Annotated in this window: 20 protein-coding genes and 3 pseudogenes; 19 read left to right on the forward strand and 4 right to left on the reverse strand. The window is 38.8% G+C overall.

The features are described from left to right. The first annotated feature begins 445 nt into the window (after window positions 1-445). From spoVK to xynB, 15 genes and pseudogenes are all read left to right on the forward strand, one after another. Window positions 446-1414, forward strand: a complete 969-nt coding sequence (gene spoVK, locus MHH79_RS09400) for a stage V sporulation protein K (protein WP_003231746.1) — start codon at window positions 446-448, stop codon at window positions 1412-1414. A gap of 132 nt (window positions 1415-1546) precedes the next feature. Continuing rightward, the gene (gene hflX, locus MHH79_RS09405) at window positions 1547-2809 is read left to right on the forward strand and encodes a GTPase HflX (RefSeq protein ID WP_015483254.1); all 1263 of its coding nucleotides are present in this window, start codon (window positions 1547-1549) and stop codon (window positions 2807-2809) included. 17 nt (window positions 2810-2826) lie between these two features. Then, complete coding sequence (locus tag MHH79_RS09410) at window positions 2827-4092, forward strand: aminotransferase class I/II-fold pyridoxal phosphate-dependent enzyme (protein ID WP_003231742.1); 1266 nt, start codon at window positions 2827-2829, stop codon at window positions 4090-4092. A 109-nt stretch (window positions 4093-4201) separates the two neighbouring features. After that, window positions 4202-4609 carry a transcriptional repressor GlnR gene (glnR, locus tag MHH79_RS09415; RefSeq protein ID WP_014476884.1) on the forward strand — a complete coding sequence of 136 codons (408 nt, stop codon included), beginning with the start codon at window positions 4202-4204 and terminating at the stop codon, window positions 4607-4609. A gap of 58 nt (window positions 4610-4667) precedes the next feature. Further along, window positions 4668-6002: a type I glutamate--ammonia ligase gene (gene glnA, locus MHH79_RS09420; RefSeq protein WP_003231737.1), complete on the forward strand. Its 1335-nt coding sequence runs from the start codon at window positions 4668-4670 to the stop codon at window positions 6000-6002. Between the two features lie 302 nt (window positions 6003-6304). Further along, the gene (locus MHH79_RS09425; RefSeq protein WP_309529584.1) at window positions 6305-6598 is read left to right on the forward strand and encodes a hypothetical protein; all 294 of its coding nucleotides are present in this window, start codon (window positions 6305-6307) and stop codon (window positions 6596-6598) included. A gap of 369 nt (window positions 6599-6967) precedes the next feature. Next, window positions 6968-7216 carry a hypothetical protein gene (locus MHH79_RS09430; protein ID WP_251247793.1) on the forward strand — a complete coding sequence of 83 codons (249 nt, stop codon included), beginning with the start codon at window positions 6968-6970 and terminating at the stop codon, window positions 7214-7216. A 689-nt stretch (window positions 7217-7905) separates the two neighbouring features. Beyond that, on the forward strand, window positions 7906-8442 hold the full coding sequence (locus tag MHH79_RS09435) for a GNAT family protein (protein ID WP_063335390.1): 537 nt from the start codon (window positions 7906-7908) through the stop codon (window positions 8440-8442). 78 nt (window positions 8443-8520) lie between these two features. Continuing rightward, window positions 8521-9423 carry a CPBP family intramembrane glutamic endopeptidase gene (locus MHH79_RS09440; protein ID WP_063335391.1) on the forward strand — a complete coding sequence of 301 codons (903 nt, stop codon included), beginning with the start codon at window positions 8521-8523 and terminating at the stop codon, window positions 9421-9423. Window positions 9424-9645: 222 nt separating this feature from the next. Next, a pseudogene (locus MHH79_RS09445) lies at window positions 9646-9976 on the forward strand (hypothetical protein). A 42-nt stretch (window positions 9977-10018) separates the two neighbouring features. Beyond that, window positions 10019-10244 (forward strand): annotated as a pseudogene (locus MHH79_RS09450) (hypothetical protein). Window positions 10245-10268: 24 nt separating this feature from the next. After that, window positions 10269-10664, forward strand: a complete 396-nt coding sequence (locus tag MHH79_RS09455; protein ID WP_340035155.1) for a UPF0715 family protein — start codon at window positions 10269-10271, stop codon at window positions 10662-10664. A gap of 351 nt (window positions 10665-11015) precedes the next feature. Next, entirely contained in the window at window positions 11016-11327 is a 312-nt protein-coding gene (locus MHH79_RS09460; RefSeq protein ID WP_015483267.1) for a hypothetical protein, read from the forward strand. Between the two features lie 520 nt (window positions 11328-11847). Continuing rightward, the gene (locus tag MHH79_RS09465) at window positions 11848-13239 is read left to right on the forward strand and encodes an MFS transporter (RefSeq protein WP_251217934.1); all 1392 of its coding nucleotides are present in this window, start codon (window positions 11848-11850) and stop codon (window positions 13237-13239) included. Window positions 13240-13269: 30 nt separating this feature from the next. Beyond that, a complete protein-coding gene (xynB, locus tag MHH79_RS09470) occupies window positions 13270-14871 on the forward strand; it encodes a xylan 1,4-beta-xylosidase (RefSeq protein ID WP_063335394.1) in 1602 nt (533 codons plus the stop codon). 135 nt (window positions 14872-15006) lie between these two features. Here xynB and MHH79_RS09475 read toward each other — a convergent pair whose 3' ends face one another. After that, complete coding sequence (locus MHH79_RS09475; RefSeq protein ID WP_089172556.1) at window positions 15007-16161, reverse strand: xylose repressor; 1155 nt, start codon at window positions 16159-16161, stop codon at window positions 15007-15009. 248 nt (window positions 16162-16409) lie between these two features. Between MHH79_RS09475 and xylA the strand changes: the two genes are divergently transcribed. The 3 genes and pseudogenes from xylA to MHH79_RS09490 form a co-directional block, all read left to right on the forward strand. Then, the gene (gene xylA, locus MHH79_RS09480; protein WP_015383743.1) at window positions 16410-17747 is read left to right on the forward strand and encodes a xylose isomerase; all 1338 of its coding nucleotides are present in this window, start codon (window positions 16410-16412) and stop codon (window positions 17745-17747) included. A gap of 150 nt (window positions 17748-17897) precedes the next feature. Further along, complete coding sequence (xylB, locus tag MHH79_RS09485; RefSeq protein ID WP_015713985.1) at window positions 17898-19397, forward strand: xylulokinase; 1500 nt, start codon at window positions 17898-17900, stop codon at window positions 19395-19397. A 128-nt stretch (window positions 19398-19525) separates the two neighbouring features. After that, a pseudogene (locus MHH79_RS09490) lies at window positions 19526-19691 on the forward strand (glycoside hydrolase family 11 protein); the annotation flags it as partial. Window positions 19692-19897: 206 nt separating this feature from the next. On the opposite strand, the gene yncB reads toward MHH79_RS09490, so the two are convergent. After that, entirely contained in the window at window positions 19898-20533 is a 636-nt protein-coding gene (gene yncB, locus MHH79_RS09495; protein ID WP_063335398.1) for an endonuclease YncB, read from the reverse strand. Window positions 20534-20945: 412 nt separating this feature from the next. Here yncB and MHH79_RS09500 point away from each other — a divergent pair, with 412 nt between their 5' ends. Further along, window positions 20946-22361, forward strand: a complete 1416-nt coding sequence (locus MHH79_RS09500; protein ID WP_063335399.1) for a sugar porter family MFS transporter — start codon at window positions 20946-20948, stop codon at window positions 22359-22361. 101 nt (window positions 22362-22462) lie between these two features. Here MHH79_RS09500 and alr read toward each other — a convergent pair whose 3' ends face one another. Together alr and MHH79_RS09510 are read right to left on the reverse strand one after the other, a co-directional pair. Next, window positions 22463-23647, reverse strand: coding sequence for an alanine racemase (gene alr / locus MHH79_RS09505; protein WP_309529582.1), 1185 nt, complete (start codon window positions 23645-23647; stop codon window positions 22463-22465). A 412-nt stretch (window positions 23648-24059) separates the two neighbouring features. Further along, window positions 24060-24488: a hypothetical protein gene (locus tag MHH79_RS09510; protein WP_047182661.1), complete on the reverse strand. Its 429-nt coding sequence runs from the start codon at window positions 24486-24488 to the stop codon at window positions 24060-24062. Window positions 24489-24815 lie beyond the last annotated feature (327 nt).

Genomic DNA, 24815 nt, shown 5'->3' on the forward strand with positions numbered 1-24815 from the left:
GGGTTCGGTTAATCTGCACTGAGTCCTGCTGGTTTTAAGCTTTGCGTTCATATTAAATCAAGCATTTGAAACGTAAATTGATGAGAAAAGCTCCTTTCATTAAAGACACCACTTTATAAATCGAAAAAAAGAAAAACACTTCAGGTATCTTAGGGCGGGTAATACGCTTCGTACAAAAAACAGCCCGTTGCATGAAAAAAGGATTGGCGAATGGAGAAAATAATGAGAAAGAAGTTCACCATAATACTCTGACAAAATGATTAAAAACAAAATCTCATGGTTTGTCCACCCCATGTCCGTGAATACAATAAGAAATAAAGTATTTCTCGGGAAAGCGCAGGATTCCTTATTGTTCCCGAAAAAAGCAATTGTTTCGACACATGATAGGCGTTTGTCACAATCGGCATCCGCTTGAATATCATATAGAGAGAACAGAGAGGTGAAGATGTTGGAGCGCGCTGTGACTTATAAAAACAACGGACAGATCAACATTATTCTGAACGGGCAAAAGCAGGTGCTGACGAATGCTGAGGCAGAGGCGGAATATCAGGCTGCATTGCAAAAAAACGAAGCAAAGCACGGCATTTTGAAGGAAATCGAAAAAGAGATGAGCGCATTAGTTGGGATGGAGGAAATGAAACGCAACATCAAGGAAATATACGCCTGGATTTTTGTGAATCAAAAACGCGCGGAGCAAGGCTTGAAGGTTGGAAAGCAAGCGCTGCACATGATGTTTAAAGGAAATCCGGGAACGGGAAAAACGACGGTTGCACGGCTCATCGGCAAGCTGTTCTTTGAAATGAATGTCCTGTCAAAAGGTCACTTAATAGAAGCGGAGCGGGCTGACCTGGTCGGGGAGTATATCGGACACACCGCCCAAAAGACGAGAGATTTAATCAAAAAGTCATTAGGTGGCATTTTGTTTATAGACGAAGCCTACTCGCTGGCAAGAGGCGGCGAAAAGGACTTTGGGAAAGAAGCGATCGACACACTTGTCAAGCATATGGAAGACAAACAGCATGAGTTTATTTTGATACTCGCCGGATATTCACGGGAAATGGATCATTTTCTCTCTTTAAATCCCGGACTCCAATCAAGATTTCCCATCTCCATTGATTTTCCGGATTATTCTGTGACCCAGCTCATGGAGATTGCGAAACGAATGATCGATGAAAGGGAATACCAGCTCAGTCAAGAAGCTGAATGGAAATTGAAAGATTACTTAATGACAGTGAAAAGCACGACAAGTCCCATTAAATTCAGCAATGGACGTTTTGTCAGAAATGTGATCGAAAAATCGATCAGAGCACAAGCCATGAGGCTTTTAATGGGAGACCAATACTTAAAAAGCGACTTGATGACCATCAAAAGCCAAGATCTTTCCATTAAAGAAGAAGCATCTGGATCTGCATAGACCTCTCAGTTTGTGAGAGGTCTGTTTTTTGCTCGTATTTCCGCTTTTCAAAGCAATCGATTTGTGGTATACACATGCAGGGTTTGGTATGATAATACTACTGCCCAATATGCAAAAGAAAGGAACATCCATTTGAACGAACAAGAAACGATTCAGGAGAAAGCCATTTTAGTCGGATGTCAGCTGCCGCATATCACGGATGAGCATTTTGAAAATTCTATGGAAGAGCTAGCATCTCTGACGAAAACAGCAGACGGAAAAGTACTGACCAGCGTCACACAAAAACGGAACAGGGCTGACGCCGCTACATATATAGGAAAAGGGAAGGTAGAAGAGCTGAAGGCACTGGTGGAAGAGCTTGAAGCTGATCTCCTCATCTTTAATGATGAACTGTCGCCAAGTCAGCTGAAGTCATTGGCAACAGCAATTGAAGTGAAGATGATTGACCGCACGCAATTGATATTAGATATTTTTGCAAAGCGGGCGAGAACGAGAGAAGGCAAACTTCAAATTGAGCTGGCTCAGCTGCAATATGCACTGCCGCGTCTGACGGGACAAGGGATCAACCTTTCCCGGCAAGGCGGTGGAATTGGGGCAAGAGGTCCCGGGGAAACGAAACTGGAAACCGACCGCCGCCATATCAGAAATCGCATTCATGAAATCAACACACAGCTTTCCACTGTCATTCGCCATAGAAGCCGATACCGTGAAAGAAGAAAGAAAAACGGTGTGCTTCAAATTGCGCTTGTCGGCTATACAAACGCAGGGAAATCAACATGGTTCAACCGCCTGACGAGTGCTGACAGCTATGAAGAAGACCTCCTGTTTGCCACGCTGGACCCGATGACCAGAAAAATGGTCCTGCCAAGCGGCTACAGTGTTCTTCTTTCAGATACAGTAGGATTTATTCAGGATCTTCCAACGACATTGATTGCTGCATTCCGCTCAACGCTTGAGGAAGTAAAAGAAGCGGATTTAATTCTGCATTTAATTGATTCTTCAAATGAGGATTATGCGGGACATGAAAAAACAGTGCTTCGGCTGCTTGAGGAGCTTGAAGCAGATGATATCCCGATGCTGACGGCTTACAATAAACGTGATCAAAAACTGCCTGATTTTATACCGTCCGCCGGAAGGGATCACATTATGGTCAGTGCGAAATTTGAGGACGACGCTGCAGCCTTTAAAGAAGCGATTCAGCGCTATTTGCGCCAAGAACTGTTAACGTCTTTTGAAGCACACGTGCCGGCAAGTGAAGGGAAGCTCCTTTCCAGAATCAAATCGGAAACGATGGTAGACCGCTTCTATTTTAATGAAGAAAATGAACAGTATGACATATCCGGCTATGTCCAAGAAGAGCAAAGTATCATCGGTGAATTAAAGAAGTATATGTAGGAAGGAAATATAAAGACATGTTTGACACATTAACACACGGAGAATTATTGAAGAAAACGGCAATGGAAGTGGAAGCGGACATTGCCGGCATTCATAAACAAATAGAAGAAATCAGCGAGCGAAATGAGTGGAGAGTGCTTCAAAGCTATAGAAAACACAAAGTAAGCGACACTCATTTCACGCCATCTACTGGATACGGCTATGATGATATCGGAAGAGACACGCTTGAAAGCATATATGCGGATGTGTTTGGCGGAGAAGCGGGGCTTGTAAGGCCGCAAATCATTTCAGGCACACATGCCATCTCAATTGCTTTGTTCGGTGTCCTCAGACCGGGGGACGAGCTCCTTTATATCACGGGCAAGCCGTATGATACGCTAGAGGAAATTGTGGGCGTCAGGGGTGGAGAAAACGCTGGATCGTTAAAGGATTTTCAAATCGGCTATAATGCGGTTGATCTGACGAAAGACGGAAAGATAGACTATGATGCAGTCGCAGCTGCGATCAATCCGAAGACCAAAGTAATCGGCATTCAGCGCTCAAAAGGATATGCGAATCGCCCTTCTTTCTTAATTAGTGAAATAAAAGAAATGATCCGTTTTGTAAAAGAAATCAATGAAAACCTGATCGTCTTTGTGGACAACTGTTACGGAGAATTTGTGGAAGAGCTTGAGCCTTGCCATGTCGGAGCCGATCTGATGGCGGGATCTCTCATAAAAAATCCGGGCGGCGGCCTTGCGAAAACAGGCGGCTACCTCGTCGGAAAAGCGAAATGGATTGAAGCTTGCTCATACCGTATGACGTCACCCGGTATCGGCAGAGAAGCAGGGGCATCTCTTTACTCGCTTCAAGAAATGTACCAAGGCTTCTTTTTGGCTCCTCACGTTGTGTCTCAAAGCTTAAAGGGAGCGGTATTTACAGCGAGATTCCTTGAAAAACTCGGCTTCACTTCAAACCCGAAATGGGATGCGAAAAGAACGGATTTAATACAATCCGTTGAGTTTTCAGACAGAGAAAAGATGATTGCTTTTTGCCAGGCTATTCAATATGCATCGCCAATCAATGCTCATGTGACGCCTTATCCAGCCTACATGCCGGGATACGAGGATGATGTCATTATGGCAGCAGGGACGTTTATTCAAGGAGCAAGCATCGAATTATCAGCTGATGGCCCTATCCGCCCGCCATATGTAGCGTATGTTCAGGGAGGATTAACCTATTCGCATGTGAAGAATGCCATATGCAGTGCAGTGGATTCATTGATGGAAAAGCAATTAATTTAAATTTTTTAAAAATTTCTCTGGATTTGATGTTAAGAATCCTTACATCGTATTGACACAAAATATAACATCACCTATAATGAAACTAAGTTAAGAAAAGGAGGAAATTGAGATGAGTGATAATATTCGCCGCTCAATGCCTTTATTTCCAATAGGAATTGTCATGCAGTTAACTGAGTTATCAGCAAGACAAATTCGATATTATGAGGAAAATGGACTGATATTTCCAGCCAGAAGTGAAGGGAATAGACGATTATTTTCATTTCATGATGTAGATAAACTGTTAGAAATCAAGCACCTGATAGAACAAGGTGTAAACATGGCAGGAATTAAACAGATTCTGGCGAAAGCCGAAGCCGAGCCAGAGCAAAAACAAAGCGAGAAGACGAAAAAACCAATGAAACATGATCTGTCCGATGACGAACTGAGACAGCTCCTGAAAAACGAGCTCATGCAAGCCGGCCGTTTTCAAAGAGGGAATACATTCCGTCAAGGCGACATGTCCCGCTTCTTTCATTAATCCGTTAGCAACTGTTTTGCTATATACATTTACCTTTTAAGAGGAGGAATTTTACCAAATGGCAAAGTACACTAGAGAAGATATCGAAAAATTAGTAAAAGAAGAAAACGTGAAGTATATCCGTCTTCAATTTACTGACATTCTTGGAACAATCAAGAATGTTGAGATTCCTGTAAGCCAGCTTGGAAAAGCGCTTGATAATAAAGTCATGTTTGACGGTTCTTCTATTGAGGGATTCGTTCGTATCGAAGAGTCAGACATGTACCTGTATCCAGATCTAAATACATTTGTTATCTTCCCATGGACAGCTGAAAAAGGTAAAGTAGCACGTTTCATCTGTGATATTTATAATCCGGATGGCACACCTTTCGAAGGTGACCCGCGAAACAACTTAAAACGGATTCTGAAAGAAATGGAAGACCTCGGCTTCAGTGATTTTAACCTTGGACCTGAGCCTGAATTCTTCTTATTCAAATTGGACGAAAAAGGCGAGCCAACGCTTGAACTAAACGACAAAGGCGGATATTTCGACTTAGCTCCAACTGATTTAGGAGAAAACTGCCGCCGCGATATCGTACTTGAGCTTGAAGAGATGGGCTTTGAAATCGAAGCGTCTCACCACGAAGTAGCACCTGGTCAGCACGAAATCGACTTTAAATATGCTGGAGCAGTCCGCTCTTGTGATGACATCCAAACATTTAAACTAGTTGTCAAAACAATTGCCCGCAAACACGGCCTGCATGCGACATTTATGCCAAAACCATTGTTCGGTGTGAACGGTTCAGGTATGCACTGCAATCTATCACTCTTCAAAAATGGTGTTAACGCATTCTTTGACGAAAACGCAGATCTTCAGTTAAGTGAAACAGCGAAACACTTCATTGCAGGTATCGTGAAACACGCAACAAGCTTTACAGCAGTAACAAACCCGACAGTAAACTCATACAAACGTCTTGTTCCTGGCTATGAAGCACCTTGCTATGTAGCATGGAGCGCGCAAAACAGAAGCCCGCTTATCCGTATCCCGGCTTCTCGCGGCATCAGCACACGTGTTGAAGTACGCAGCGTAGACCCAGCTGCAAACCCATACCTTGCACTTAGCGTATTGCTTGCTGCAGGATTAGACGGAATCAAAAACAAACTGGAAGCGCCGGCTCCAATCGACCGCAACATCTATGTGATGAGCAAAGAAGAGCGCATGGAAAACGGAATCGTTGACCTTCCAGCAACACTTGCGGAAGCACTAGAAGAATTCAAATCAAACGAAGTCATGGTCAAAGCGCTGGGCGAGCACCTATTCGAACACTTCATCGAAGCAAAAGAAATCGAATGGGATATGTTCCGCACGCAAGTACATCCTTGGGAACGCGAACAGTATATGTCTCAGTATTAATCTTTCAATCCCTTGTCACTATTAGTGTCAAGGGATTTTTTATGTTAATAGGTAATAAATCATGGAGCGGCACTGGTCACTTTTATCTATGTCACTAATAAGTCTATGTACTAAATTTTCAATTAGTTCTTAAGGAAAGTAATACGCATAAATAATTCGACAAACTCTATGATACTTCCATTGTTCAATACTTCTACCAGCAATAATAAGATGAGCAAGGTGGATGATTATCATTGACATAATAACCAAAAAAATCCACAATTACGTTGAAATCTAAATCAATTTTCAAAAAGGAGATTTCTATGAAAAAATTGACTATCTTTTCCGGGGGATTAGGAGCGGTTTTTTCTGTACTGGCTCAACTGTTTGCGGTTTTAGATGACTCTTACACTTTGGGGAACTTATGGTTTTTAGGTGCTTTGGCGGGAATTATAACCATGCTTGCTTCAATCCAGACAAATAATAAACCAGTCTTCAGCATATTATTAATTACTAGTTCAGTAATAGGTCTACTTGGAACTGGTCTTGTATACATCATACCAACACTGTTCAATATAATAATAATTTATAAATTTTCAAAAGTAAGCCAATGGTAAAATAAAGGTTCTTTTTTTATTTAGTATCCCTTTGACAAGGTCGGTAATGAATCGCAGAATGTTTATGCTTGCAACTGGTCCACACAGCTGGGGCTTCCGTGGGCATGATTATCGAACGCCATGTTTCTAGGATACTGGAATTGAAACATTTGCTGAGGCATTTCGTGAAGCTGATCACCAAATGACCATTTTCATAGAGGCACGCCTAAAGAAACTATCAAGGTCGATCAATATTTACTAACAGAGGGCTCAAAAAAGTTAGTTGATACGGCTACCGTTAGAATCTCTGAGGTAACCAGTGATGCTTCAGCTATGGCTTGCAGAGGAAAGCAGAGTGTGAGAGTTAAGGTTCCAATTGTACAGGTTAATATGAATTCATGTAAAATCAAAAGCTTTTTAAATATCATTGAAGATGCAGATGGAGCAGCCGGAGCCATTGCTGGTATCGCGGCATTGCTCAGAACGTTACCAGGAATCTCTGTGTACGCAGGTGCTCTTGCTGGAGCATTGTGGGCAAGTAAATGGGCGATAAAGAAGGTTTCCGATAATGGTAAGTACGGGATCTCTTATCATTGGTTAATTGGCACAACAGTTATTGTTCCATGGAGAAATGCATAAACGGGGTGTTAAATAATAAATGAATCGTATATTAGTTTCAATTGCTATAATCATATTCATAATTGAATATTTTATAGCTCCACTCACACATTTAGACACAGGGAAGTACGGTACGTTTATTGGTTTGGTCTTATTGAGCATTGTTGTTCTAAGATTAGATGATAATAATAAAAAATGAATCAAAAAGGACAGGATAAAACCTGTTTTTTTTTGTTTTGAATCATTAATCGCCGACAAAATCCCGACAAAACAGGGGACATTTTAGGGGACAAAAAGGGGGACTATTTATGTTTGAAATCCCGATAAACTTAACCTATCAACGAAATACGATAAATAAAACTTATCAAAATATACGGGAGAAGCGTATTTCTCTTATCAAGACGAATTCGGATACGGAACAAATTCGCTTTTCCCGATATAATTTTCGCTCCAAATCAGTCACATGCAATCAACTCCTGAAGTAAATAATATACGGGGGGGGGAGGCTGGACAATGTTTACGGACCTAAGACTAAAGCGAAAAAACAGGTGGATTATTTTGGAGAATCATATTCAATTGCGTCCTCACTATCAGAAATCAGTTGATTCAAGTAAGAGGCAATATTGATGAATAAGGATAGTGATTTAAAGAGGTTAATGTTGTCTTAATATCGAAATAAAGATCAAGTAAGCATGAGGGGAGTTGCTTTAATGCACATAACAACAAAAAGGTTATTAATACGTGAATTTGAATTCAAAGATTGGCAAGCTGTATATGAGTATACATCTGATATTAATGTAATGAAGTATATACCTGAAGGGGTTTTTACTGAAGAAGATGCAAAGGCATTTGTAAGTAAAAACAAAGGTGATAACGCTGAAAAATTCCCTGTCATACTAATAGATGAAGACTTTCTTATAGGCCATATTGTTTTTTATAAGTATTTTGGTGAACATACATATGAAATTGGGTGGGTGTTTAATCCGAATTATCAAAATAAAGGGTATGCTTCTGAGGCAGCCCAAGCTATCTTGGAATATGGATTTAAAGAAATGAACTTACATAGGATTATAGCTACGTGTCAACCTGAGAATATTCCTTCATACCGAGTTATGGAGAAGATCGGAATGAGAAGAGAAGGATTTTTTAAAAAATGTATTCCAAAAGGCAATGAATGGTGGGATGAATATTATTACGCTATTTTAGAGGAAGAGTGGAATTGTAAGAGGGGTAATGCAGGAATTTGAAACCATAACAGCTATAGAACGTATAGTGATAGTAGGGCTTATAGTGCTTAATATGAATGATGTGAGAGGGGTATCCAAATGCAAATTCATCTCACCAAAAGCGGAAAACAAGACAATCATCATAAATGGTTAGGAACTGTCTTGCTCAGTTGGGGAACATTCGTATTTGCTTTGTTTTTTGCTACTTTAGTTGGTTCAATGGCTAGCCAAGCAGGAGCTTCCAAGCTTTTGAAGCAAGGCATCCAAGCAGGTTTAGTCACATTAATAACTGTCCCGTTGCTCTACATTCTTCTTAAACGGATGTCTAGTAGACCCTTTTATTCTATAGGACTGTCTGGGTGGCGGCAAGCCATTCCGAAAGCCATAATAGGAGCAATATATGTGATTGTATTATCCGGGTCTGGTTTCGCTATCGCCCATTTATTAGGCTGGATCAAAGTTACACAATTTCACTTCTCTGTCCATTTAGTGACAGCATTGCTCCTAAATATGATTATCGCATTCTTTTATGAAGCTTTTCCAGAGGAATTAACTTTTCGTGGGACGGTGTACTATGCTCTAAATAAGCGTTGGAACTGTTTTATGGCCTTACTCCTACAACCAATCCTGTTTGTGCTTGCACCAATAATTGTAAGTGTTTTGCAATATATAGCTGGAATTGAATCACCTGCTATCACATTAGATTACATCGTTTTATTGTTGACTTTTGGATGCATCCTTCAACTCCTGCGTATTGTAACAGGAAGCTTATGGACGTCTATCGCTTTTCATCTGGTCTTTCTCGAAAATTCTCGGTTCTTCGTCCTGCAGGGGAAGGAGCGCTTTATTACCTATGAAGAAATTGTTCCGGGAACAGGTGCGCTGTTTGTGATCTTTTTTATGTTGCTTATTGTCGGTACTCTACTCTTAATACCTGTTGCGATAACTCGCCGAAATACTATTCAATGGCGGAAGAATGAGAAATGCGATCAAGATGTTTAATTTCTAAGTAGAGCAGTAGTTTTAAAGTGATTTTAAGGAGGATCTAGACAATGTTGAAGAAGCATTCATTAAGAAAGAGGTTATAAACATGCAAGTTTTAAGGATCATATTTGTTCATGTCTTGTCCGCGTTATCAGCTGCTGTTGTTTATGTTTTTGGCATTGGTTATGACGGCTACATACCATACTTCCTAATAAGTGTTCTTCTCTTTATCTTTTTCAGTTGGTATTATGTGATGATGAGAGATCTGCATTTTTATTAGTACTTGATGAAAGATTAGTGGATATTGATTCTCAAGGTGGAAACCATATTTGTGTTTATTTAGCTACTCTATAAAGATGTATTAAGCTTTAATGGTGATCTTTTAGGTATGAAGCATAATTGTTCGTATGCAATGGATATTCTAAGCGTTAAAGAAGAACTTGATTTCGATTTCCCATTTAATATGCTTGCAATAAAAAGCTACGTACAAGAATTAATAAAAATGTTAGGGATTGATATAACTCTGCCTGAAATGAAAGAAAGAGATTTTGACAAACTTTCTCAAGACTAAATAAAACTACGATTTTAAAGAGAACGGAGACTTGCTTTCAATATGAATGTTAAAAAAGCTGCAGCTATTTTTTCAATCACTATTCCAATTATCTCAGCTATCTTAATTGTTTTTTCCATTATTACTTTCTCCTATAGGAATCATTTTAGCGTTCGTTTCAATAAAGACAAATAAACGGTGTGCTGTATATGGGATTGTCTTAAATGCAGTTATGTTTCCATTTCCTTTTTTCTGGTTTATCGGAGGGGCTTTGTTTTTTGAAGTTTAAAATTTAAAGAATAGCGGAGGTACCATTTTGTGGTTATATAAACCGTTAGGCAGTTACGCCTATACATTGGTATTTTCAAGCTTATCATATGGTCTAATCTTTGGCTTGTATATGTTTGTTTATTCAGGTTTTATGGCGATCGCATTAATCACAATAGGAATCATAGCATTCTACTCATTTATCACTTACTTATTATTTGCTATTCCTTTGCAAAAATTACTAAGAAGAAGGCCCAGAAAATTCAGTTTGATCAATTTGTTAATTTATGCTGCAATAGCCTTTTTAGCTGTGTTTTTTTTCTGGTTTGTTGATTATTCGTCAAATGCTCTTACCGTATTCAGAAGCTTTGGGTATTACATTATGAGCATTATTGCTGCGTTAATTTATTGGTTCTGGGACTCAATATTTCTGCGAATTTAAATTTGATTTAAATAATGTGTTCACACCGTTCACGATAAGTAAAGGCTGCTGAAACAAGCAGAGTAAATATTCAGATTGTTTAATTAATCCGAGAGCATAAGAAGTGTTATTTTTAATTGGGGGATTTGACTTGAATTTTTTTATTTGGATTGTAATGTTATAGTTATTTTTGGCGGCCTCTATGCAGGTTACAAAAGGAATAGGAAGAGCTTAAAAATGATGAAAAGTTAAATACATAAATTTCTTTGTATATGACTGTCGGATACCAAAAGCAAAAAGAGCATTAAACTAAAAGCTCTTTTTCATTCCACAACATCGGCATTCACGCATCAAAAGGAGGGGAATACCACCATGAAAAAATTAGTTTTATTATCCAGCTTTTTCGGGATTGTGCTATCAATTATTGGACAATTATTTGGAGTCCTAACAGATTTCTTTATTTCAGGTATTGCACGACTTATAGGGGTTTTAGCCGGTATCCTAGTATTACTTAGCCTGAAGTCAAGAAACACAGAAATGCAGGCATTTATAGTGAGTTCAAGTACTGCCCTGGGAATAATGGGTGCAGGAATTTTATATTTTCCAGCAGCGATTGTCAATGTCTTAATTGGGTTTAAGCTAAACAAAAAGTTAAAAGAAGAAAACACTAAGGAGCAGATCTGAATAGACTGCTTTTGGTTGGAGAACCTGGGGAATGAAGTATATATGAATTTAAAATTCTATACCTTATATGAAAGAATTCTTTTAAAGTGGAGATTGTAAAAATGATCTTCAGGGCTTTTAGAATTTTTAAAATCCGACCTGTTTAAACTTTCTGAAAAAGATGTTGAAAAAGTCGAAAGGATTTTATAATATTAAATCAAGTTAGTTTGTTCGATCAACAAACTAATATAATGAACTTTCATTGTCCACAAGATAAGGTCTTACTGAATATGGATGGAAGGGGGATAAGAGGATCGATTTAATGGACCTAAACAATATAAGAAACGAAAGAATGAGGCTTTTATCCTTTTCCAGGTATATAAGGTATGACGAAAAAAGATGAATTTTCTGCTTGCTGATCACCATATTTTTTTGCACTGTTTTGAAAGCGCTTTTATAAACGTTTACTGACCGTAAATTCGAGAAATTGTTATACCGTTTCACACTGTTCCATATTAAAGGATCGAAAAGGGGAGAAATCATGCTCAGTGAAAATGTAAAGAAGATTAGCATGGTTGAAAAAGTTGGATATGCGTCTGGAGATTTTGCTTGTAATTTAATTTATGCAACAGTGTCTACGTATCTTTTGTTCTTCTATACAGATATTTTTGGTTTATCGGCAGCAGCAGCCGGTACTATGTTTTTAGTGGTTAGAATAATCGACGCTCTCGCTGATCCTTTTATCGGAACAATAGTTGACAGAACGAACAGCAGATTTGGACGCTTTAGACCGTATCTTTTATTCGGAGCTTTTCCATTTGTCATACTGGCAATACTCTGTTTTACAACCCCAGACTTTTCGGATATGGGGAAATTAATATATGCCTATATAACCTATGTTGGCTTGTCGCTTACATACACAACGATAAACGTTCCATATGGCGCGTTAACTTCTGCAATGACTAGAAATAATCAAGAAGTGGTTAGTATAACTTCTGTTCGCATGTTATTTGCGAATCTTGGGGGACTTGTCGTTGCATTTTTTGTTCCCTTACTGGCTGCTTATTTAAGCGATACTTCCGGCAACGAATCTCTTGGCTGGCAACTAACCATGGGTATTTTGGGAATGATAGGCGGGTGCCTTTTAATCTTTTGTTTTAAAAGCACAAAAGAGCGTGTCACTCTTCAAAAATCCGAAGAAAAAATTAAATTTACGGATATATTTGAGCAGTTTCGTGTTAATCGTCCACTTGTTGTATTAAGTATTTTCTTTATTATTATTTTTGGAGTGAATTCCATCAGTAATTCGGTTGGCATTTATTACGTAACGTATAACTTAGAAAGAGAGGATTTGGTGAAGTGGTACGGTTTGATAGGAAGTTTGCCGGCTTTGGTCATTTTACCGTTTATTCCAAGGCTTCATCAATTTTTGGGGAAGAAGAAATTACTAAACTATGCATTATTACTGAATATGATCGGCCTCTTAGCTTTACTGTTTGTTCCGCCAAGTAATGTTTACCTCATACTTTTCTGTCGATTAATCGCTGCTGCTGGAAGTCTCACTGCCGGGGGATATATGTGGGCGCTTATTCCTGAAACAATAGAATATGGAGAGTACAGGACTGGGAAAAGAATGGGTGGGCTCATTTACGCTATAATCGGATTTTTCTTTAAGTTTGGTATGGCCTTAGGAGGAGTTGTTCCGGGTCTGGTTCTTGATAAGTTTGGATATGTGGCAAATCAGGCACAAACCCCGGCGGCATTAATGGGGATTTTAATTACAACAACCATTATTCCCGTGTTCCTGCTGGTTCTAGCTTTAATTGATATTAATTTCTATAACTTAGATGAGAAAAAATATAAAAACATGGTTCGAGAATTAGAGAATAGAGACAAAGTTTATTTGGATCATATTGATGATTTCAAGGCTTAAAAAAGAAAATAAACTGAGGAGGAGTCCCAAATGAAGATTACCAATCCCGTACTTAAAGGATTCAATCCCGATCCAAGTATTTGTAGGGTAGGAGAGGATTATTATATCGCTGTATCTACATTTGAGTGGTTTCCGGGAGTCCAGATACACCACTCAAAAGATTTAGTAAATTGGCACTTAGTTGCACATCCATTACAGAAAGTTTCACAATTAGACATGAAAGGAAACCCAAATTCAGGTGGGGTTTGGGCACCATGTTTAAGCTATAGTGATGGGAAGTTTTGGCTGATCTATACGGATGTTAAGGTAGTAGATGGCGCATGGAAAGATTGTCGCAATTATTTAGTTACTTGTGAAACGATTAATGGTGATTGGGGGGAGCCGATTACATTAAATAGCTCGGGGTTTGATGCTTCTTTGTTCCATGATACGGATGGAAAAAAGTATTTATTAAATATGTTATGGGATCACCGTATTGATCGGCACTCATTTGGAGGAATTGTTATACAGGAATATTCTGATAAAGAGCAAAAATTAATCGGTAAACCAAAAGTAATATTTGAAGGAACTGATAGAAAACTGACAGAAGCTCCGCACCTTTATCATATTGGGAACTATTATTATTTATTAACTGCAGAAGGAGGAACACGGTTCGAACATGCTGCTACAATTGCCCGTTCTACAAATATTGAGGGACCATATGAAGTTCATCCTGATAATCCAATCTTAACGTCATGGCATGATCCAGGAAATCCATTGCAAAAATGTGGACATGCATCCATTGTTCAAACACATACAGATGAGTGGTATTTAGCTCATTTAACGGGACGTCCTATTCATCCTGACGATGATTCAATTTTTCAGCAGAGAGGATATTGTCCTTTGGGCAGAGAAACAGCTATTCAAAAACTTTACTGGAAAGATGAATGGCCCTATGTAGAAGGTGGAAAAGAAGGGAGCTTGGAGGTAGAAGCACCTTCTATACCCGAAACCAAGTTTGAAGCAACGTACCCGGAAGTAGATGAATTTGAGGAATCAACATTAAATATAAATTTTCAAACTTTAAGAATCCCATTCACGAATGAATTAGGTTCATTGACTCAAGCGCCAAATCATTTACGATTATTCGGTCATGAATCATTGACCTCGACATTTACCCAGGCATTTGTAGCCAGACGCTGGCAAAGTCTCCATTTTGAAGCGGAAACTGCTGTTGAGTTTTATCCGGAAAATTTTCAACAAGCCGCTGGATTGGTGAATTATTACAATACAGAGAACTGGACGGCTCTTCAAGTCACGCATGATGAAGAACTGGGCCGCATTCTTGAATTAACAATATGTGACAACTTTTCTTTTTCACAGCCATTACACAATAAAATTGTTATACCTCGTGAAGTAAAGTATGTATATTTAAAAGTAAATATTGAAAAGGACAAATATTATTATTTCTATTCTTTTAACAAAGAAGATTGGCACAAAATTGACATTGCACTGGAATCGAAAAAATTATCAGATGATTACATCCGTGGGGGAGGATTCTTCACAGGGGCCTTTGTAGGGATGCAATGCCAAGATACCAGTGGTAATCATATTCCGGCCGACTTTAGATATTTTCGTTATAAAGAAAAATAATTTGCACATGAAAAAGGAGATTTCTATTTTAGAACTCCTTTTTCATATGAGAAGGTGCCTATGTCAACATTACTTCAGAAATACTCCTAGAATAAAAAAACTGATCTTTAAAGATAGCTGTCCATTCCATAAAAATTACATTGTAACCATGTCCAGAAAATGATCAATCACAATGGAGGACATTCCTAATGCCGGTGCATTCTGTCCTAAGGAAGATGGCAATAATTCATAGCTATTGCCTAATTGGGAATAAACCCTTGACGACACTTCACTTCTCATTGAATTTAAAACCATAGGATGCGATTCAATTATGCTATTTCTTAAAATTACGGCCTGTGGGTTGAAAGTATTTAAAATATTGGTAAGGCCTATTCCTAAATAGAATCCAAAATTTTGTAATGCATTTAAGGTTCCGATATCATTCAGATGGGCGAGGTCTATGATATCTTGATAGGACAGTTTTTTCTCTTTGGTCTGAAGAGATTTTAATAAAGCCTTCTCTGAAGCATACAATTCCCAGCAGCCTCGGTTTCCGCAACTGCATTTAGGACCATTAAAGTCTATTGTCATATGTCCCATTTCTCCAGAGAAGCCGCTTACTCCTCTATATAAATGATTGTTGATAATAACACCGATCCCTATCCCTGTGCTGATACTTACGTAAATAATGTTATCGTGATTTTTTGCAGCTCCAAATACTTTCTCTCCATATGCGCCAGCATTTGCCTCATTTTCAATAAAAACAGGCACATTGTACTTCTCTTGTATCGAAGATTTTAAGTCAATATCTCTCCAATTGGAGTTCGGAGTGAAAACAATTTTTTGATCTTTATCAATGAGTCCAGGCACGCAAATACCTATACCAATAAGTCCGTACGGAGATTGGGGCATATGCGTAATAAAGTGATGAATCATATCAATCAAAATGTCTTTCGTTATTTCTGGAGAATTGGATTCCAAATGACGGTATTGATCAAGAACGATCGTTCCTTCAAGGTCTGTTAAAATGCCATTGATATAATCCACACCAACATCTATTCCTACGGAGTATCCTGCCTTTTTATTAAAAACAAGCATGACAGGTCTTCTTCCGCCACTTGATTGTCCTTGACCTATTTCAAATACCAGATTTTCTTTCATTAACGTGTTTACCTGTGATGAAACAGTTGATTTATTTAATCCAGTCATTTCAGATAATTTTGCTCTTGAAATAGGTGAATTTTTAAGAATTTCTTTTAATAATAACTTTTGATTTACTTTTTTGACAAAGGTTTGATCAGCGATATCCACTTCATCCACTCCATTTGTTTAATCTTTAAATTAAGTATGAACATAGTACATAGCGAATCTTCCCTTTATTATATCTAATGTGTTCATAAAAAACTAAAAAAAATATTGAAAATACTGATGAGGTTATATAAGATGAAAATAAGTTAGTTTGTTTAAACAACAAACTAATGGGTAACTTACAATATGAAATAAAATGCATTTGTATTTGAATGATCATGTTTTGAATTTATTTTTAAGGGGGAAATCACATGGCTCAATCTCATTCCAGTTCAATCAACTATTTTGGAAGCGCAAACAAAGTGGTTTACGAAGGGAAAGATTCGACTAATCCTTTAGCATTTAAATATTATAATCCTCAAGAAGTAATCGGCGGAAAAACGATGAAAGAGCATTTGCGATTTTCTATTGCCTATTGGCATACATTTACTGCTGATGGTACAGACGTTTTTGGAGCAGCTACGATGCAAAGACCATGGGATCACTATAAAGGCATGGATCTAGCGAAGATGAGAGTAGAAGCAGCATTTGAGATGTTTGAAAAACTAGATGCACCATTTTTTGCTTTTCATGACCGGGATATTGCACCAGAAGGCAGTACGCTAAAAGAGACAAACCAAAATTTAGATATGATCGTAGGCATGATTAAAGATTACATGAGAAATAGCGGCGTTAAGCTATTATGGAATACCGCAAACATGTTTACGAATCCCCGTTTCGTCCATGGTGCCGCGACTTCTTGCAATGCAGATGTGTTTGCGTATGCTGCAGCACAAGTGAAAAAAGGGTTAGAAACAGCAAAAGAGCTTGGCGCTGAGAACTATGTATTTTGGGGCGGCCGTGAAGGATATGAAACATTGTTAAATACCGATTTAAAATTTGAGCTTGATAATTTGGCTAGATTTATGCATATGGCAGTGGATTATGCGAAGGAAATCGGGTACACAGGGCAGTTTTTGATTGAGCCAAAACCAAAAGAGCCGACCACCCATCAATACGATACAGATGCAGCAACAACCATTGCCTTTTTGAAGCAATATGGCTTAGACAATCATTTTAAATTAAATCTTGAAGCCAATCATGCCACATTAGCTGGGCATACATTCGAACATGAATTGCGCATGGCAAGAGTACATGGTCTGCTTGGCTCTGTTGACGCAAACCAGGGTCATCCTCTTTTAGGCTGGGACACGGATGAATTTCCGACGGATTTATATTCTACGACATTAGCAATGTACGAAATCCTGCAAAATGGCGGCCTAGGAAGCGGCGGATTAAACTTTGACGCGAAGGTCAGAAGATCTTCTTTTGAGCCTGATGATCTAATATATGCCCATATTGCAGGGATGGATGCATTTGCAAGAGGATTGAAAGTTGCCCACAAATTAATCGAAGATCGTGTGTTTGAAGATGTGATTCAACATCGTTACCGCAGCTTTACTGAAGGGATTGGTCTTGAAATTATAGAAGGAAGAGCTAATTTCCACACACTTGAGCAATATGCGCTAAATCATAAATCAATTAAAAACGAATCTGGAAGACAGGAGAAATTAAAAGCGATATTGAACCAATACATTTTAGAAGTATAACAGGATAAGCTCCAGATCCTGCTATCAATACCAAGTCACTGAATTACCCGTCATGATTCCTTTCCTATTGCTTGTTGTTATGACGGGTAACTTCTATAATTAGGATTTATTTAGAGTGAATGGTTTTTTAAAAGGGCAAGGAGTGAAAAAATGAAGTATGTCATTGGAATAGATCTTGGAACGAGTGCTGTTAAAACCATTTTAGTTAATCAAAACGGCAAGGTTTGTGCAGAAACGTCCAAAAGGTATCCGCTTATCCAAGAGAAGGCGGGATATAGTGAGCAAAATCCTGAAGACTGGGTGCAGCAAACAATTGAAGCATTGGCTGAATTGGTTTCTATATCCAATGTTCAAGCCAAGGATATTGACGGGATAAGCTATTCGGGACAAATGCATGGATTAGTACTGCTTGATAAAGATTGTCAGGTGTTACGGAATGCAATTCTTTGGAATGATACCAGAACAACGCCTCAATGTATAAGGATGACCGAGAAATTTGGCGATCATCTTCTTGACATCACAAAAAACCGTGTTTTAGAAGGGTTTACATTACCTAAAATGTTATGGGTGAAGGAACATGAACCTGAACTTTTTAAAAAAACTGCTGTGTTTTTGCTTCCGAAAGACTATGTGAGATTCCGTATGACCGGTGCCATTCACACGGAATACTCCGATGCAGCAGGAACTTTACTTTTACATATTACTCGCAAGGAGTGGAGCAATGATATTTGCAATCAAATTGGTATTTCTGCAGATATTTGTCCTCCGCTTGTTGAATCTCATGATTGTGTAGGATCGCTGCTTCCGCACGTTGCCGCGAAGACCGGGCTATTAGAAAAAACAAAAGTGTACGCTGGGGGAGCAGATAATGCTTGCGGCGCTATTGGAGCAGGTATCCTTTCTTCCGGAAAAACTTTATGCAGTATTGGGACGTCAGGGGTCATACTTTCCTACGAAGAAGAAAAAGAAAGAGACTTTAAAGGGAAAGTCCACTTTTTTAATCATGGAAAAAAGGATTCTTTTTATACGATGGGCGTCACGCTCGCTGCAGGATACAGCTTGGACTGGTTTAAAAGAACGTTTGCACCCAACGAATCGTTTGAGCAATTATTGCAGGGGGTGGAAGCTATTCCGATAGGAGCCAATGGACTGCTATACACTCCTTATTTAGTTGGTGAAAGAACGCCGCATGCTGATTCTTCTATTCGGGGAAGCTTGATCGGAATGGATGGAGCCCACAATAGAAAGCACTTTTTGAGGGCAATAATGGAAGGTATCACATTCTCTTTACATGAATCAATTGAGCTATTCCGCGAAGCGGGAAAATCAGTTCATACTGTTGTTTCTATTGGTGGGGGAGCTAAAAATGATACGTGGCTGCAAATGCAAGCTGATATTTTCAATACGAGGGTAATTAAGTTAGAAAATGAACAAGGGCCAGCTATGGGGGCTGCAATGCTGGCTGCCTTTGGAAGCGGATGGTTTGAATCCCTTGAAGAATGTGCAGAGCAGTTCATTCGTGAGGCTGCTGCATTTTATCCAAAGGCGCAAAATGTTCAAAAATATAAAACACTATTTGATTTGTATAAGAACATTTACACTCACACAAAGGATCTCAATACAGCTTTGAAGAGCTTTCGAAAAAACTAATGATGTTATTGTCCGGAGATCAACCGAAAAACAATTAATGATTAATCATCATCAAAGGCCTTTGATGTCATTTTTCATCACAAAACACTAAGCTATTACAATAGTAACTAAACTCATGGTGAGAACAAGGTATCGCAACCTTTAAACAGTATTGGAGTGTCCAGCAGACAAAACGAACGAGCGGAATCGTATTCTGTCAGCGAACACTTCAAGAAGTGGGGAAGCTTAGGAATGCCAATGGGTAAGATGTATGAAACCGCGCTAACGACGGTAGAGGGATCTCTTGATTTATGATGAAATAGGAAGGATGTTTACAACCTCCTCACATTGACGTGAAGGGGTGTTTTTTATTGTTACTATACAGCGGAAATTTTACAGGCTAGTTGCATGATTTTAGCTTGATAAGCAGAATGGAAACTAGACACGCCATCATCTCTTTCTAATTCTTTGGAAACTGCATTCTGCTAGGTTTGCTGCTTTTTTTAACAGACAGTGTTTTTCTATTTCACACAGCCATTAAATCCTCTGTTCGTCACATAACCGCTCTTACTCCAAATTGACAGTTTTTCTGATTTTGCTTCTTGCTCATCTAGTCTGAATTGGTCTATGTATTTTGTGTTAGGCTCATATACATATGCTACTCTGGCCAATCCCTCTTTCAATAATGTCTCTTGAACAGATTTGCCGTCAACATAAACGTATGCTAACAGTCTTCCATACTTATCTCTGCGATCGCCTTTATCAAATTCCAGCTGTAGCTTACCGCTGTTGACCAATTCTTTATTTCGTTTCGACGCATCCTCACCGTATGGTTGAACACAAGAATTTGGTTTCTTCGTCTCAGGTGTATCAACGAGCAAGTAGCGAACTGTGTCTTTCTTTCCGTTGTAAATAACCTTAATCGTATCTCCATCTATTGCTCTATCTAATGTAACATTGACCAATTTCTTCTGCTTTTTTGAATGAGGCGTGCCGGCCTTTTGTTCTGTCTGATTATATTCATTAGATTGAGTATCTTGAGAGACTTGCTCCGTCCCATTAGAATCTGAATGGTTTTTGGCTGCGTGATTTGATCCGCAAGCTGCCAAAGTAATACTTAAAACGATTGCGATCATACTGATCAAAATCTTCTTCATATTGATTCCCTCTTTATCATTTTCTCTTTTCGCGATTAAACATCATCATTATAACGATATGGACATTTTTTGTGAATGGAAAACTTCAAGGGAACTTATAACACTCAAATTGCCAATAGTTAACTTCACAACGAGATGATCAAAACATCACCATCACATAGCGGAAATAAATAATCCCGAAAATAATATTGACTGAAAATGCTTTTGGAATTATGATAATATGAGAATTGACAATAATGTGACAAAAACATTACTACAACATAACAACTAATAGCTTAGGTTTATTCTATTGACTAAAAATGTAAACGGTTACAAATCCAGAGGCGAAAATCTAAGATAGAGATGACTTTAGTTTTGACTCAATATCCACACTGAAAGAGCTTATTAAGTATTCTTAATAAAGGCAGGGGAAATGGATATGAATGAACATCGAAATCGAAGGTTGAAATTAATAATGATTTCAGCAACTTTTGGAGGGCTTCTCTTTGGATATGACACCGGAGTTATAAATGGAGCTTTACCTTTTATGGCAAGGCCAGATCAGCTTGATTTAACACCGGTTACAGAAGGGGTTGTTACGAGTATTCTTTTATTAGGTGCCGCGTTTGGAGCGTTGTTATGCGGAAGATTGGCTGATCGATATGGCCGCCGTAAAATGATCCTTAATCTTTCCTTTTTATTTTTCCTGGCATCACTGGGAACAGCGTTAGCACCTAATGTTTTCATCATGGCGGCCTTTCGTTTTTTACTGGGGCTGGCTGTTGGAGGAGCCTCGGCGATGGTGCCGGCCTTTTTAGCAGAAATGGCACCGCATGAAAAGAGAGGGCGTATGGTAACCCAAAATGAACTAATGATTGTTGGCGGGCAATTTTTAGCATATGTTTTTAATGCGATCCTCGGTGTAACAATGGCAAATACGGGACATGTTTGGAGATACATGCTAGTCATTTGTGCTGTACCGGCTATCATGTTATTTGCCAGTATGCTTAAGGTACCAGAAAGCCCCCGATGGCTAATCTCCAAAGGCAAAAACAGTGAGGCGCTGCGAGTTCTTAAACAAATTCGAGAAGATAAACGTGCAGAAGCTGAATGTAGAGAAATTCAAGAAGCGGTAGAAAAAGATACAGCACTAGAAAAGGCATCACTCAAGGACTTTTCTACACCATGGCTGCGCCGTCTTTTATGGATTGGAATCGGTGTTGCCATCGTGAATCAAATTACAGGTGTGAACTCGATTATGTATTATGGCACACAAATCCTTAAAGAATCTGGTTTTGGTACAAAAGCGGCTTTAATCGCTAATATTGGAAATGGGCTGATATCAGTTATTGCAGTTATATTTGGGATTTGGCTGGTCGGAAAAGTGAGACGGCGTCCAATATTATTGATTGGTTTGGCGGGGACGACTACAGCTCTCCTATTGATTGCGATTTTCTCAATTGTGCTTGATGGATCTATGGCACTTCCTTATGTAGTGCTTTCTTTGACCGTTTTATTTCTTGCCTTTATGCAAGGGTGTGTAGGACCTGTGACTTGGCTTGTCATAGCGGAAATATTCCCTCAAAGGTTAAGAGGACTTGGTTCTGGGATAAGTGTTTTTTTCCTTTGGATATTAAACTTTGTGATCGGTTTTGCTTTCCCGATCTTGCTTAGCTCTGTAGGTTTGTCTTTTACATTCTTTATATTTGTGGCTTTAGGTGTATTGGCAATCGGTTTTGTATACAAATTCATGCCGGAAACAAAGGGGCGTACACTTGAAGAATTAGAAGAGCATTTTCGTTCTCGACACGATCATAATACTCCTGAACAATCAATTATTGAGGTATAAATATGTTGAAAATCTCTCTTCTTATAGGAGGGATTTTTTTAGTTTCAGAAAAAACAAAATCCCTCTGGTAGAGGGATTTTGATTCAGCATTTTAAGATGTTCTACACGTATAATACTGGAGTTGATACTTTAAAAATCTCGCCATCTCTTATATAAAAACGAGGGATGCGGCGGCATAATGTAGACACGACTTCATAGTTAATCGTATTGAGCATTTCAGCCACTTCATCAACGGAAATCTCGGCTCCTTTTTGCTTACCGTAAATCACGACTTCTTCTCCTTGTTTACCTTCACCGTTTTCTCCTAAACTGACCATGATCATATCCATTGTTACTCTTCCCGCCACTGGCACTCGTTTTCCGCGATGAAGAACAAACCCGCGATTGGAAAGGGCACGAGAATAGCCGTCAGCATAGCCAATCGGGAGTGTAGCAATGACTTCATTAGGTTCTGCGACGTATGTAGCACCATAGCTAACGGTTCGGGGTTCTGTCCGCATGGTTTTCACATAAGCGATGCGTGCCTTTAAACTTAACGCAGGTTCAAGCTTAACGAGATTTAGTTGTTTAATATAGGCTGAAGGATATAAACCATATAAGCCGATACCTAAACGGATCATATCAGCGCTAAATTCCGGAAATGCGATAGCTGCAGCCGTGTTGCACATATGCACGGTGGGCAGCTCAATCCCCTGTTTTTTTAAAAAGCTGAGAAAACTGATGAATTTTTCGTGCTGCAGCTTTGTGAGTGTTGTGTCCGGTTCATCAGCTGTCGAAAAATGTGTGAAAATTCCTGTCCATCTGAGGAATTTACTTGCCTTTAAGGCTTTCACTACTTCTAAAAGTTCTTCCTTTGTGCGTACACCTAATCGTCCCATGCCGGTATCCACGTTAATATGAATAGCCAGCCGGTTAGCACTCGCTTCTTTTTCCAATATCTTGTTTGCTTCTTTCATCCAATCAACCTGAAATGCTGATAATGTTATATTCCAAGCTGCTGACTTCTTTACACAACTAAGGGATGTAAAACCAAGCACAAGGATAGGTGCTGTAATCCCAGCTTTTCGTAAAACGATTCCTTCCTCCACACTGGCAACAGCGAGCTCACTCGCCCCGTGTTCCAGTGCATGGCGTGCCACTTCTATAGACCCGTGACCATAACCGTTCGCTTTTACGACAGCCATAATTTTGCTCTTATGTGGAATATGACGGCGGATCGCTCGCAAATTCTTTTTAACGGCATCAAGATTGACTTCGATCCAAACTTCTCGGCAAAGCTTTATCATCAACGCTTCCTTCCTTCTTATGGATTATAAATACCACCTATTGCCGCAAGTAAATGTTAATTGTTGGATGATTCGATCTTATTTTATTCAACTTTATTTGAAATCATTCAACAGCAAATCCATGTGATACGAGAAGGTGCCTATCAATGTTCGAATAATAGCAAGTACGGGATACATGAGGCTTGTAAGTGGGGTGTTAATGGGTACGGCGACCGAGGATTACAAAAATGATTATTTGTTTTGGGACATTTTTTTCTAAGGGTAGATGATAACGAGAAATCTAATCAGGAAAAACTTATCGTTCATCAATACAAAGGATACAGGTTAGAATCTGTTGTTTGATGTTTGCAGTATAAAGCACAGAAAAAAGCAAGGAAGTAACAACAATCTTCCTTGCTCCATTGGATTCCTATTAGAGAGCACGTACTTTTGCAAAAGCTTTTATCTTAGCTCCATCATCATTTTGACAGCGAATATAATATGTTCCGGTTTTATAGTGTGATACGTCAAGAGTTAGAGTTACACTTTTGCCAGGTTTAACTGTATAGCCGGAAGCGATTGTTCCACCACCTGGTTTTACAATTTTGAATTCAAATGGATTGCTTCCTGTATTCTCAACAAAAACTCTGATTTCGCCATCTTCACTTCCATAATAATCAAAATAAAATTTTCCGTCACCTCTAAACGTTTCTTCCTCTTCTAGTATAATATCGGATTGTGCTTTTGCAAACGCAGAGACTTTTTTAGGTGTGTGGTCAATTGATGCAGCTGAAGCATAAGTAGAGCTTAATCCTGTAATTGAACTAACTAAAATCGTACCTACCACAATTTTCTTAAACACTTTTCTTCATCTCCTATATAAGAAATAAATTACAAAATTATACATTCGATAAAGAGTTGGAAAGACCTTTGGGAAATCCTATAATTCACAAGAAATACAAAAAGTGTATGTTGATTTCTGGTGAATATTTATGACGGAGTAAACATGTCATAACATGAGGATGATTAAAGCGTAATCAAGTACGGTCTACAGAGATGAGACAAGCAGGACACTTCATATGAAGGCACTGGCTGGGCTAACTTTTCTCGACAAAGACAAGAGAACAAGAGGGCGTCTATTGTTATGAACATTGGAAGAACCTTTTAAATGAGAAGGGCTGAGGAAATT

The sequence above is a fragment of the Bacillus sp. FSL K6-0993 genome, assembly GCF_037977205.1.
Classification (GTDB): Bacteria; Bacillota; Bacilli; order Bacillales; family Bacillaceae; genus Bacillus; species Bacillus subtilis.

What these genes read in the sequence shown, in the direction of transcription:
- MHH79_RS09440 (WP_063335391.1), top strand. Translation starts at nt 8,521, where the DNA reads ATGCAAATTCATCTCACCAAAAGCGGAAAACAAGACAATCATCATAAA.
- MHH79_RS09465 (WP_251217934.1), top strand. Translation starts at nt 11,848, where the DNA reads ATGCTCAGTGAAAATGTAAAGAAGATTAGCATGGTTGAAAAAGTTGGA.
- alr (WP_309529582.1), bottom strand. Translation starts at nt 23,647, where the DNA reads ATGATAAAGCTTTGCCGAGAAGTTTGGATCGAAGTCAATCTTGATGCC.
- MHH79_RS09410 (WP_003231742.1), top strand. Translation starts at nt 2,827, where the DNA reads ATGTTTGACACATTAACACACGGAGAATTATTGAAGAAAACGGCAATG.
- glnR (WP_014476884.1), top strand. Translation starts at nt 4,202, where the DNA reads ATGAGTGATAATATTCGCCGCTCAATGCCTTTATTTCCAATAGGAATT.
- xylA (WP_015383743.1), top strand. Translation starts at nt 16,410, where the DNA reads ATGGCTCAATCTCATTCCAGTTCAATCAACTATTTTGGAAGCGCAAAC.
- MHH79_RS09425 (WP_309529584.1), top strand. Translation starts at nt 6,305, where the DNA reads ATGAAAAAATTGACTATCTTTTCCGGGGGATTAGGAGCGGTTTTTTCT.
- MHH79_RS09500 (WP_063335399.1), top strand. Translation starts at nt 20,946, where the DNA reads ATGGATATGAATGAACATCGAAATCGAAGGTTGAAATTAATAATGATT.
- spoVK (WP_003231746.1), top strand. Translation starts at nt 446, where the DNA reads ATGTTGGAGCGCGCTGTGACTTATAAAAACAACGGACAGATCAACATT.
- xylB (WP_015713985.1), top strand. Translation starts at nt 17,898, where the DNA reads ATGAAGTATGTCATTGGAATAGATCTTGGAACGAGTGCTGTTAAAACC.
- MHH79_RS09435 (WP_063335390.1), top strand. Translation starts at nt 7,906, where the DNA reads ATGCACATAACAACAAAAAGGTTATTAATACGTGAATTTGAATTCAAA.
- yncB (WP_063335398.1), bottom strand. Translation starts at nt 20,533, where the DNA reads ATGAAGAAGATTTTGATCAGTATGATCGCAATCGTTTTAAGTATTACT.
- MHH79_RS09460 (WP_015483267.1), top strand. Translation starts at nt 11,016, where the DNA reads ATGAAAAAATTAGTTTTATTATCCAGCTTTTTCGGGATTGTGCTATCA.
- MHH79_RS09430 (WP_251247793.1), top strand. Translation starts at nt 6,968, where the DNA reads ATGAATTCATGTAAAATCAAAAGCTTTTTAAATATCATTGAAGATGCA.
- glnA (WP_003231737.1), top strand. Translation starts at nt 4,668, where the DNA reads ATGGCAAAGTACACTAGAGAAGATATCGAAAAATTAGTAAAAGAAGAA.
- xynB (WP_063335394.1), top strand. Translation starts at nt 13,270, where the DNA reads ATGAAGATTACCAATCCCGTACTTAAAGGATTCAATCCCGATCCAAGT.